Origin of the sequence: Nonomuraea roseoviolacea subsp. carminata (assembly GCF_024172185.1) — a bacterium.
GTDB classification, from domain to species: domain Bacteria; phylum Actinomycetota; class Actinomycetes; order Streptosporangiales; family Streptosporangiaceae; genus Nonomuraea; species Nonomuraea roseoviolacea.
Map to the genome: position 1 here is coordinate 6,030,840 of NZ_JAMZEC010000001.1, position 11,661 is coordinate 6,042,500.

Sequence of the window (11,661 nt, forward strand, 5' to 3'; positions counted from 1 at the left end):
GATCAGTTCCAGGAGGCGACGGCGGACGGCGTCCAGACGTACTCGATCACCGGAAGCTCGAAGCCCGCGGGGAGCAGCTCCATGAACTCCCTGGCGGGGCTGCCGCCGCACCGCTCGTAGAAGGCGATGGCCGGCGCGTTGTCCCTGAGCACCTCCAGGTAGACGGCCCTGCCGGGATGGCACTCGGCCGCCCAGGTGAACGCCCGCCCCATGAGCAGGCGGCCGATGCCGGAGCGCTTGCGCGCGGGGCGTACGTGGAGGTTGTCCAGCAGGACACGCCCGTCGGGCTGCGGGGCCAGGTAGACGAACCCCTCGACGGCCCCGTCCTCCTCGGCGACCAGCAGGAGGTCCTCGCCGGAGCCGGCCCGGCCGGGCGCGAGCCGGTCGGCCCACAGGGCGGTCCGCTCCTCCAGGAGGGGGCCGTCGAGGTAGGAGCCGGGCATGATCCCGGCGTAGGCGCTCCGCCAGCTCTCCGTGTGCAGGGTCGCGATGACCTCGACGTCGTTCAGTGTGCCCGTTCTGAAGTGCATAGGGGCACATTGTTCCACGATGGACGATCTGCGAAGGATGCCGGTATCGGGATCATCGGGAAGCGCGCGACCCCCGGACGCGACAAGGCCCAGGCTCGGGATCATCTCCCTGACCTGGGCCTTCGTGCTGGGAGCGGACGACGGGAATCGAACCCGCGTAGCTAGTTTGGAAGACTAGGGCTCTACCATTGAGCTACGTCCGCACGAACCGGTCGTGGTCTGGTCTAGACTTCAACCGGTCGTCAGGGCGTAAGCGTACCGGAGTCCCGGAGCGTGTGCGTACCCGACGCGAACGGGGCGTGGCGCAGCTTGGTAGCGCGCTTGCTTTGGGAGCAAGAAGTCGCAGGTTCAAATCCTGTCGCCCCGACTTTGCCACGTACGTGGCAACCCGAGAGGGGCCCGTGGCCTCCTCTTGAGGGGGCGGCCCCGAAGCTTTCAGGGGTGACCGGACCCCGTGATCCCAGAGCCCGCGACTCAGGAGTCGGCGCGGAACAGCGCCCAGACGGCCTTGCCGCCCCGCGCCAGCGGGTCCCAGCCCCAGCACTGGCTGTAGGTCTCGACGATGTACAGCCCGCGCCCGTTCTCCGAGACGAAGTCGGGCTCCTTGGGCGTCGGCACCTCGTCGCTCGGGTCCGCCACGGCCAGCAGCACGTGCGGCGCCACTCTCATCAGCAACAGCTGGATGCCCTGCGGCGCCGTGGAGTACATCGCGTACCTGACCGCGTTGGTCACCAGCTCCGACACCACCAGCGCCGCGTCGTCGCTCAGCTCTGACAGGCCCCAGCTCCGCAGCGTCGAGCGCGTGACGTCGCGCGCGGTCTTCACCGAGTCGGCCTGGAAGGGAAGGGGACACGACGTGGTGTACGGCTTGCCGGCCGTCAGCAGGCTGTCGAAGCCCACCTCGCGGGTGATCTGCAGGCAGTCGGCAGTGGCCAAGGAATCCTCCACCATCCCGCCGATACCTCCCGCAGCCCTCGATTTAGTGCATGTTTGGCCAAAATGCACTAGACCATCATGGGTCACGGATCCGGGAACCTGCAAGACCCAAATGCACGTGCATGTGCAATGTGCAACAGCATGAGCGGTTACTGGTATGGCTAACCGAATCGGACACCAGGTTGGGACCTTGTCATACCCGTCGATGTGGTGTCACTGTGTGTGCGGACCTTGATAGGAGGCAGAGTGACGCAGAACCAGCCGGGTTCCGGCCCTACGGCGCTGCGCATTCTCCTGGGCTCCCAACTGCGCCGGCTCAGGGAGGCGAAGGGCGTCACCCGCGAGGAGGCGGGCCACCTGATCAGGGGTTCCGAATCCAAGATCAGCCGCATGGAGCTGGGACGCGTCGGGTTCAAGGAGCGCGACGTCGCCGACCTGCTCACCCTGTACGGCGTGACGGACGCCGAGGCCCGCGCCGCCGTCATCGACCTGGTGACCAAGGCCAACGAACCCGGCTGGTGGCACCGCTTCAACGACGTCCTGCCCACCTGGTTCCAGGCGTACGTCGGTCTAGAGGAGGCCGCCGAGCGGATCAGGACGTACGAGGTGCAGTTCGTGCCCGGCCTGCTGCAGACCAAGGAGTACGCCCGGGCGGTCGTCACCGCCGGAGCGGCCGGCGTCGGCCCCGACGAGATCGCCCGCCGCGTCGACCTGCGGCTCGAACGCCAGCGCATCCTCGACCGGCCCGGCGGCCCCATCTTCTGGGCGGTCATCGACGAGGCGGCGCTGCGCCGGCCCATCGGCGGCGCCGAGGTCATGCGCGCCCAGTTGGAGCACCTGGCCGACCTGATGCGCCAGCCCAACATCACGATCCAGATCATGCCGTTCAGCTTCGGCGGACACAGCGCCGAGGGCGGCGCCTTCAGCATCCTGCGCTTCCCCGACCGCGAGCTGCCGGACGTTGTGTACGTCGAGCAGCTCGCCAGCGCCCTCTACCTCGACAAACGCGAGGACGTCGACCGCTACACCGAGGTGATGGAGCGGCTGTGCGCCGTCAGCACCACCCCCGACGAGACGGCCGCGTTGCTGCGGACGATCGCCGAGGAGTTCTGAGGCCTGTTCGGGGGCCCGTCACGTCGCTGTCGGGTGCGCACCTGCCCTAGACTGGCCATCGGCGCTCGTATCCCGCCGTTGCGGAGCATGCCTCAGCGCCGCTCATGTGGGCGCGGCGCGTGAGCCGAACCGAATGGACGCGCCCGCGATCACTCGAAGCTTGATCAAGGAGACCACCCCGTGAAGACCGCTGTCGAGGAGCTCAGCCCGACTCGGGTGAAGCTCACTGTCGAGGTGCCGTTCGACGAGCTGCGCCCCAGCCTGGATGCGGCGTACAAGAAGGTCGCGCAGCAGGTGCGGGTCCCCGGGTTCCGTCCCGGCAAGGTCCCGGCTCGCATCATCGAGCAGCGCTTCGGCCGCGCGGTCGTGCTGGAGGAGACGCTCAACGACGCGGTGCCCAAGCTGTACGGCCAGGCCGTCGACGAGGTCGACGTGTTCCCGGTCAGCCAGCCCGACATCGAGGTCACGAAGATCGACGACGGTGAGCAGATCGAGTTCACCGCCGAGGTCGACATCCGGCCCAACTTCGACGTCCCCGACTACAAGGGCGTCGAGATCACCGTCGACTCCGCCGAGGTCACCGACGCCGACGTCGACGCCCAGCTCGACGCGCTGCGCCAGCGCTTCGCCACGCTGACCGGCGTCGAGCGCCCGGCCACCTCCGGCGACTTCGTCGTCATGGACCTGCGGGCCGAGATCGACGGCAAGAACATCGAGGAGCAGCAGGCCAGCGAGGTCTCCTACGAGGTCGGCGCCGGCTCGGTGCTCCAGGGCCTCGACGCCGCGCTCGAGGGCATGTCCGCGGGCGAGGAGAAGACCTTCCGCACCGAGCTCGTCGGCGGTGAGAACGCCGGCGAGGAGGCCGACGTCATCATCAACGTCAAGTCGGTCAAGGAGAAGGTCCTGCCCGAGCTCGAGGACGAGTTCGCGCAGCTCGCCAGCGAGTTCGACACGCTGGAGGAGCTCAAGGCGAGCATCCGCGAGCAGTCCCGCCGCAACAAGCTCATCGACCAGGTCGTCCAGGCCCGCGACAAGGCCCTCGACGCGCTGCTGGAGCAGATCGACATCCCGATCCCCGACAGCGCCCTCAAGGCCGAGGTCGACGCCCGCAAGCACAACCTCGAGCACCAGATCGCCGAGAGCGGCCTGAGCCGTGACGCGTTCTTCCGTCTCTACCAGACGACCGAGGACGAGCGCTTCGCCGAGTTCGAGACGAGCTCGCGCAAGGCGATCAAGGTCGGCTTCGTCCTCGACAAGATCGTCAAGGCCGAGGAGCTGGGTGTCAGCGAGCAGGAGCTGACCAACTTCGTGGTGCGCCGCGCCATGGAGATGGGCGTCCAGCCCAACCAGCTCGCCCAGCACCTGGCCGACAACGACCAGCTCACGCTGGCCATGGTCGAGATCGTCCGTGACAAGGCCAAGGCCGTGCTCGGCGACTCCGCCAAGGTCGTCGACAGCGACGGCAACGAGGTCGACCTCAAGGCCATCTACACCGAGATCAACGGTGAGCCGGTCGAGGAGGACGCCGAGGCCGACAGCGCCGAGGCCGCCGAGGCCACCGCCGAGGCCGAGGACAAGCCGCAGGCCTGACGCCCGTCGCGGCGCGCGCCCTGAGCCGCGCCGCCGCACGGCTGAGCGCCCGCACGGCTGAGCGCCCGCACGGCTCCGCACGCCGATCGTCGGCACGCCGAGGGTCCGTACGCCGAGGGTCCGGCGGGCATGGCGGTCGCACCGGCGTGTGCGGCCGCGTCGGCCACGCGTGAGTCCCGCGCCGGCGCCGTGTGCACAGATGCGCGATGAAGCCCCCAAATCCCGCGATTTGGGGGCTTCATCGTTTTATCCGGCAGAAATCCCTTTTCTTGGGCAGAACAGGGCCCATGGGAGACCACCCGTTCGTCGCGATCCTGGCCTTCGGCGTCGCGCTGCTCGTCCCCGGCGTGCTGTCCAAACGCCTGAACGTGCCGGGACCGATCCTGCTCGTGCCCTTCGGCGCCCTGGTGGGCCTCCTGCCCGCCATGCGCGGGCTGCACGTGCAGCCCGAGGTGGTCCTCAACGTCTTCCTGCCGCCGCTGATCTACCGGGCGGCGTTCCTGACCGCGCCCCGCGAGACCCGCCAGGACGCCATCCCCATCACCGTCCTCGCCGTCGGCCTGACCACCGCCACGGCCCTGTGCGTCATGGTCGCCGCCGGCCTGGCCGTGCCCGGCCTGCCGTGGGCCGCCGCGCTCGCCCTCGGCGCCGCCATCGCTCCCACCGACCCCGTCGCCGCCACCTCCGTCCTGCAGCGGGTCGGCGCGCCCCGGCGCCTCGTCACGATCCTGGAGGGCGAGAGCCTGCTCAACGACGGCGTCGCCCTCACCCTGTTCGGGCTGGCGCTGTCCGGGCTGTCCGGCCCCGTCACCGCCGCCGACGGCGTCATCGAGCTGCTGCGCGTCGTCTGCGGCGGCATCCTGTACGGCCTGGCGCTCGCGTGGGTCATCGGCAAGGTGCGCCGCGTCTTCCACGACCCCGGCAGCCAGATCACGCTGTCGCTGCTGACCCCGTTTCTGGCGTACCTGCCGGCCGAGCAGCTCCACGTGTCCGGTGTGCTGGCCACCATCGTCACCGGCTTCACGCTCGGCATCAGCCCCCAGGGCGTGCTCCAGCCCGCCTCCCGGCTCACCGGCCAGGTGTTCTGGCGGGTGTTGTCCCATCTGCTGGAGTCGACCCTGTTCGTCCTGCTCGGCGTGCAGGTCATGGACGTGTTCCACGAGGTCCGCGACCGGCCCTGGACCCAGCTCCTCCTGACCGCCGTGGTGATCGTGGCCGTCGTCATCGTGCTCCGCCTGGCCTGGACGGCGCTGGTCCTGGCCTTCGTACGGATGGGGCGGCCCATCGAAGGACGCCAGCGCGTGGTCCTCGGCTGGGCCGGTATGCGCGGGGCCATCACGCTCGCCATCGCCCTGTCGATCCCGCTGGACGCGCCCAACCGGGCCCTGCTGATCTTCCTGGCGGCCTGCGTGGTCCTGGTGACCCTCGGCGGACAGGCCACGACGCTCGCCCCGCTGCTGCGCAGGCTCGGCGTCGGCGAGCCCGAGGAGGAGGTCCAGGAGGAGGCCATGGCCCGCGAGGCGATCCTGGAGGCCGCCCTGGCGCGCCTGGACGACCTGGCCGCCGACGATCAGGTGGACGACCGGACGGCCGAGGTGTTCCGCCAGCTGTTCGAGCTCCGCCTGGACCGGGTCAGGGAGGTCCTCGGCGAGACGGACGGCGGGGAGGGCGAGACGACGCCCGAATCGCACCACAAAGGGCTGCGGAAGGAGCTGGTCAGGGCCCAGCGCGAGAAATTGCGGCACCTTTACCGCAAGGGCGTGATCGGCGCCGACACCATGCGCAGGCTCGACCATGAGCTGGACGTCGAGGAGCGCCGCAGGGTCTCCGGAGGGGCCTGACCCTACCTGCGCCGTCAGCGAACAGTCGATGGACCGGGCATGACCTGTGGGCGCCGCGCGTTAAGGTCACAAGCAAAGCCAATCGATTACGACGCATCGGAAGGTGACGCTGTGACCAGCCCGCCGACCTTCTATCAGCCTGAGTCGCGAGGCCGTGAGAACGGCTCGTCCTTCCGGCTTGAGGACCAGCTTTACCAGCGCCTGCTGCGCGAGCGCATCATCGTGCTCGGCCAGGAGGTCAACGACGAGATCGCCAACCGCATCTGCGCTGAGCTGCTCCTGCTCGCCGCGGACGATCCCCACCGCGACATCACGCTCTACATCAACTCGCCGGGCGGCTCCGTCAGCGCCGGCATGGCGATCTACGACATGATGGAGTACGTGCCGAACGACGTCTCCACCGTCGTGATGGGCATGGCGGCCTCGATGGGCCAGTTCCTGCTCACCGCCGGAACCAAGGGCAAGCGCTACGCCCTGCCGCACGCCCGCGTCATGATGCACCAGCCGTCGGGCGGCATCGGGGGCACCGCGGCCGACATCGCCATCCAGGCCGAGCAGATGCTGTACGTGAAGAAGACGCTGGCCGAGCGGATCGCCTTCCACACCGGTCAGCCGCTGGAGCAGATCGAGTCCGACTCCGACCGTGACCGCTGGTTCACGGCCGACGAGGCCAAGGACTACGGCTTCATCGACCACGTCGTGCGCAGCGCCCGGCAAGTGCCCTCGCAGGGCCCGGTCTCCTAGGGGGAGCTGAAGTGAACATCGACAGTCGTTACGTCCTCCCCTCGTTCGTCGAGCGCACGTCCTACGGCGTGAAGGAGATGAACCCGTACAACAAGCTCTTCGAGGACCGCATCATCTTCCTCGGGGTGCAGATCGACGACGCGTCGGCCAACGACGTGATGGCCCAGCTCCTGACGCTGGAGTCGCTCGACCCCGACCGTGACATCAGCATCTACATCAACTCGCCCGGCGGGTCCTTCACGGCCATGACGGCGATCTACGACACGATGCAGTTCGTCCGGCCGGAGATCCAGACCGTCTGTCTCGGCCAGGCCGCCTCCGCCGCGGCCGTGCTGCTGGCCGGCGGCACCCCGGGCAAGCGCTTCGCGCTGCCCAACGCCCGGGTCCTGATCCACCAGCCCTCCACCGAGGGCGGCGGCCAGGGAAGCGACATCGAGATCCAGGCCAGGGAGATCCTTCGCATGCGGTCCCTCCTCGAGGAGATCGTGGCGAGGCACTCCGGAAAGTCTCCTGCCGACGTCCGCAAGGACATCGAACGCGACAAAATTCTCAACGCGGACGAGGCAAAGGCGTATGGTCTGATCGACGACATCATCCCGTCGCGGAAGAAGCGAGCTCAGGCGGTTGCTTCCTGACGAGATGTGACGCACCGGGGCGCTGCCCAATAGGGCACGTTCCGGTGCGACTCGCCGCCAGGGGGCTCACTGAGGGCCCAGAAGACGGTAACGTCGAAACCTGAGCGGTTCGGACCGGGTCCGGAGGACACGGATCGCGGCAGCAGGGCGGTCCCACGCAAAGGAGTATCTGGGGTGGCACGCATCGGCGACGGGGGAGACCTGCTGAAGTGCTCTTTCTGCGGGAAGAGCCAGAAGCAAGTCAAGAAGCTCATTGCCGGTCCAGGCGTCTACATCTGCGATGAGTGCATCGATCTCTGCAACGAGATCATCGAGGAGGAGCTCTCCGAGTCCTCCGAGCTCAAGTGGGACAACCTGCCCAAGCCGAGGGAGATCTACGAGTTCCTCGACGCCTACGTCATCGGTCAGGACAAGGCGAAGAAGGCCCTCTCGGTGGCGGTCTACAACCACTACAAGCGGGTGCAGTCCGGCGACCGGGGCAGAGACGACGGCCTTGAGCTGGCCAAGAGCAACATCCTGCTCCTCGGGCCGACGGGCTCCGGCAAGACACTGCTCGCGCAGACACTGGCCAAGATGCTCAACGTGCCGTTCGCCATCGCCGACGCCACCGCGCTCACGGAGGCCGGCTACGTCGGCGAGGACGTCGAGAACATCCTGCTCAAGCTCATCCAGGCCGCCGACTACGACGTCAAGAAGGCCGAGACGGGCATCATCTACATCGACGAGGTCGACAAGATCGCCCGTAAGAGCGAGAACCCGTCGATCACCCGCGACGTCTCCGGCGAGGGCGTCCAGCAGGCGCTGCTGAAGATCCTGGAAGGCACCACCGCCTCGGTGCCGCCGCAGGGCGGCCGCAAGCACCCGCACCAGGAGTTCATCCAGATCGACACCACCAACGTCCTGTTCATCTGCGGCGGGGCGTTCGCGGGCCTGGAAAAGATCATCGAGTCGCGGGTCGGCAAGAAGGGCATCGGCTTCAACGCCGTCATCCGCTCCAAGGAGGAGATCGACACCGTCGACATCTTCTCCGACGTCATGCCCGAGGACCTCCTCAAGTTCGGCATGATCCCCGAGTTCGTCGGCCGCCTGCCGGTCATCACCTCGGTGCACAACCTCGACCGCGAGGCGCTCGTGCAGATCCTCACCGAGCCCCGCAACGCGCTCGTCAAGCAGTACCGCAAGCTGCTGGAGCTCGACGGCGTGGAGCTCGAGTTCACCGACGACGCGCTGGAGGCCATCGCCGACCAGGCGATCCTGCGCGGCACCGGCGCCCGCGGCCTGCGCGCCATCCTGGAGGAGGTGCTCCAGTCCGTGATGTACGAGGTGCCCTCCCGCAAGGACGTCGCGCGCGTCGTCATCACCCGCGAGTCGGTGCTGGAGCACGCCATCCCCACGCTCGTACCGCGCGACCAGCTCGCCGCCAAGCAGCAGCGCGCGCCGCGCGAGAAGTCGGCCTGAGCCACCGGGCCACCGGCCCGAGCTCTCGCCCCGCGTACGCCCCATGGTGGACAACCATGGGGCGTCTCCCTTTTCCGCCTCCCTAGAATGGGGCACTGTGACAACGCCAGAGCTGCCTACCCAGTACACCCCGGCCGACGTCGAGACCCGCAGCTACGAGCGGTGGGTATCCGAAGGCTACTTCCACGCCGACGCCGGCAGCTCGCGCGCGCCGTTCAGCATCGTCCTCCCGCCGCCCAACGTGACGGGCGTGCTGCACGTCGGCCACGCCCTCGACCACTCCATCCAGGACACGCTCACCCGCCGCGCCCGCATGCAGGGCCGGGAGACGCTGTGGCTGCCCGGCATGGACCACGCCGGCATCGCCACCCAGAACGTCGTCGAGCGAGAGCTGGCCAAGCAGGGCCTGTCCCGCCACGACCTCGGGCGCGAGGCGTTCATCGAGCGCGTCTGGGAGTGGAAGGAGGAGTCCGGCGGCCGCATCCTCGGCCAGATGCGCAAGCTGGGCGACGGCGTCGACTGGGAGCGCGAGCGCTTCACCATGGACGAGGGCCTGTCGCGGGCCGTCCACACCATCTTCAAGCGGCTCTTCGACGACGGGCTCATCTACCGCGCCGAGCGCATCATCAACTGGTGCCCGCGCTGCCTGACCGCGCTGTCCGACATCGAGGTCGAGCACAGCGAGGACGAGGGCGAGCTCGTCTCCATCCGCTACTCCGACGAGATCGTGGTCGCCACCACCCGGGCCGAGACGATGCTCGGCGACACCGCGGTCGCCGTCCACCCCGCCGACGAGCGCTACGCGCACCTCGTCGGCACGATGGTGGAGGTGCCGCTGACCGGCCGGATGATCCCGGTCGTCGCCGACGAGCACGTCGATCCGTCGTTCGGGACCGGCGCGGTCAAGGTCACCCCCGCCCACGACCCCAACGACTTCGAGATCGGCCGCCGCCACTCCCTGCCGTCGCTGACGGTCATGGACGAGCGGGGCGTCATCACCGCGCACGGTCCGTTCGAGGGGCTCGACCGGTTCGAGGCGCGCCCGGCGGTGGTCGCCGCGCTGCGCGCCGAGGGGCGGATCGTCGCGGAGAAGCGGCCCTACCTGCACTCGGTCGGCCACTGCTCGCGCTGCAAGACCGTGGTCGAGCCGCGGCTGTCGCTGCAGTGGTTCGTCAACGTGGCGCCGCTGGCCAAGGCCGCGGGCGATGCCGTGCGCGACGGGCGCACCCGCATCCACCCGCCGGAGCTGGCCAAGCGCTACTTCGACTGGGTCGACGACATGCACGACTGGTGCATCTCCCGCCAGCTGTGGTGGGGTCACCGCATCCCGGTCTGGTACGGCCCCGACGGCGAGGTCGTGTGCGTGGGCCCGGACGAGACCCCGCCCGAGGGCTACACCCAGGACTCCGACGTGCTCGACACGTGGTTCTCCTCGGGCCTGTGGCCGTTCTCCACGCTCGGCTGGCCCGACGCCACGCCCGAGCTGGCCCGCTTCTACCCGACCTCGGTGCTGGTGACGGGCTACGACATCCTGTTCTTCTGGGTGGCCCGGATGATGATGTTCGGGCTGTACGCGATGGACGGCGAGCCGCCGTTCCGCGTCGTGGCGCTGCACGGCATGGTCCGCGACCAGTACGGCAAGAAGATGTCGAAGTCGTTCGGCAACGTCGTGGACCCGCTCGACTGGATCGAGCGCTTCGGCGCCGACGCCACCCGCTTCACCCTGCTGCGCGGCGCCAACCCCGGCGCCGACGTCGCGGTCAGCGAGGAGTGGGCGGCCGGCTCGCGCAACTTCTGCAACAAGATCTGGAACGCAACCCGGTTCGCGCTCATGAACGGCGCGACCACCGGGCCCCTCGACGGGCTCGACCTCACGCCGGCCGACCGGTGGATCCTGTCGCGCCTGCAGAGCGTCATCTCCTCGGCCGACACGGCCTTCGAGGAGTTCGAGTTCGCCAAGGTGTCCGACCTGCTCTACCACTTCGCGTGGGACGAGGTCTGCGACTGGTACCTCGAACTCGCCAAGATCCAGCTCGGTGAGGGGCTGGAGCACACCCGGCTCGTGCTCGGGCACGTCCTGGACGCCCTGCTGCGGTTGATGCATCCGCTGGTGCCGTTCGTCACCGAGGAGCTGTGGCGGGCCGTCACCGGCGGCGAGTCCGTGGTGATGGCGCCCTGGCCGGTGGTGGAGTCGACCTACGTCGATCCCGAGGCCGAGCGGGAGATCGAGGCGCTGCAGGAGCTCGTGACCGAGGTGCGCAGGTTCCGCTCCGACCAGGGGCTGAAGCCGGGGCAGAAGGTCGCGGCCCGGCTGGGTCTCGCCGGCACCGCCCTGGCCGGGCAGGAGACGGCGATCCGTTCCCTGCTGCGGCTGACGGAGCCGGGCGACGGGTTCTCGGCCACCGCGCGCCTGGCCGTGGGCGAGGTGTCCGTCGAGATCGACACGGCGGGTGCCATCGACGTGGTCGCCGAGCGCAAGCGGCTGGAGAAGGACCTGGCCGTCGCGCGCAAGGAGGCCGCGCAGGTGGCGGCCAAGCTGGGCAACGAACAGTTCATGGCCAAGGCTCCCGAGGACGTGGTGGCCAAGGTCAGGGGGCGTGCCGAGCAGGCGCAGGCCGACATCGCGCGCCTTGAGGCGCAGCTCGCTGGCTTGGGTGTTTGAGACCTCCCGCGGGCGGGAAGGCTCTCTTCTTACGAAGTTGGGTCTTGGGACCCCGCGCGGACTGGTAGAGTTTTCCGCGCGGGGCCGGTCGGCCCTGATCTCCCTCCAGCTCATCCGAGCTTCGGGCTGCGTTCACCTCAGGTTGGACAAAG

At 68.8% G+C, this 11,661-nt stretch carries 9 protein-coding genes and 2 tRNA genes; 8 read left to right on the top strand and 3 right to left on the bottom strand.

The window, feature by feature from the left end:
• Positions 1–2: 2 nt before the first annotated feature.
• Both HD595_RS27945 and HD595_RS27950 read right to left on the bottom strand, forming a co-directional pair.
• Positions 3–530: a GNAT family N-acetyltransferase gene (locus tag HD595_RS27945; RefSeq protein WP_253774074.1), complete on the bottom strand. Its 528-nt coding sequence runs from the start codon at positions 528–530 to the stop codon at positions 3–5.
• Positions 531–662: 132 nt separating this feature from the next.
• A tRNA-Gly gene (locus HD595_RS27950) sits at positions 663–733 on the bottom strand.
• Positions 734–823: 90 nt separating this feature from the next.
• Here HD595_RS27950 and HD595_RS27955 point away from each other — a divergent pair.
• Positions 824–897 (top strand) — tRNA-Pro (locus HD595_RS27955).
• A 107-nt stretch (positions 898–1,004) separates the two neighbouring features.
• Here the strand turns inward: HD595_RS27955 and HD595_RS27960 are convergent.
• Entirely contained in the window at positions 1,005–1,466 is a 462-nt protein-coding gene (locus tag HD595_RS27960) for an ATP-binding protein (protein ID WP_253774076.1), read from the bottom strand.
• 246 nt (positions 1,467–1,712) lie between these two features.
• Here HD595_RS27960 and HD595_RS27965 point away from each other — a divergent pair, with 246 nt between their 5' ends.
• From HD595_RS27965 to HD595_RS27995, 7 genes are all read left to right on the top strand, one after another.
• Entirely contained in the window at positions 1,713–2,579 is an 867-nt protein-coding gene (locus tag HD595_RS27965; RefSeq protein WP_253774078.1) for a helix-turn-helix domain-containing protein, read from the top strand.
• A gap of 180 nt (positions 2,580–2,759) precedes the next feature.
• Positions 2,760–4,169 (top strand): trigger factor, encoded by a 1,410-nt coding sequence (tig, locus tag HD595_RS27970; RefSeq protein WP_253774080.1) that lies wholly within the window; start codon positions 2,760–2,762, stop codon positions 4,167–4,169.
• Between the two features lie 287 nt (positions 4,170–4,456).
• On the top strand, positions 4,457–6,010 hold the full coding sequence (locus HD595_RS27975; RefSeq protein WP_253774082.1) for a Na+/H+ antiporter: 1,554 nt from the start codon (positions 4,457–4,459) through the stop codon (positions 6,008–6,010).
• A gap of 111 nt (positions 6,011–6,121) precedes the next feature.
• Positions 6,122–6,754 carry a ClpP family protease gene (locus HD595_RS27980; RefSeq protein WP_308211249.1) on the top strand — a complete coding sequence of 211 codons (633 nt, stop codon included), beginning with the start codon at positions 6,122–6,124 and terminating at the stop codon, positions 6,752–6,754.
• An 11-nt stretch (positions 6,755–6,765) separates the two neighbouring features.
• Entirely contained in the window at positions 6,766–7,389 is a 624-nt protein-coding gene (locus tag HD595_RS27985; protein ID WP_308211250.1) for an ATP-dependent Clp protease proteolytic subunit, read from the top strand.
• A gap of 174 nt (positions 7,390–7,563) precedes the next feature.
• Positions 7,564–8,847 carry an ATP-dependent Clp protease ATP-binding subunit ClpX gene (gene clpX / locus HD595_RS27990; protein WP_175593312.1) on the top strand — a complete coding sequence of 428 codons (1,284 nt, stop codon included), beginning with the start codon at positions 7,564–7,566 and terminating at the stop codon, positions 8,845–8,847.
• A gap of 43 nt (positions 8,848–8,890) precedes the next feature.
• Positions 8,891–11,509: a valine--tRNA ligase gene (locus HD595_RS27995; protein WP_253774084.1), complete on the top strand. Its 2,619-nt coding sequence runs from the start codon at positions 8,891–8,893 to the stop codon at positions 11,507–11,509.
• Positions 11,510–11,661 lie beyond the last annotated feature (152 nt).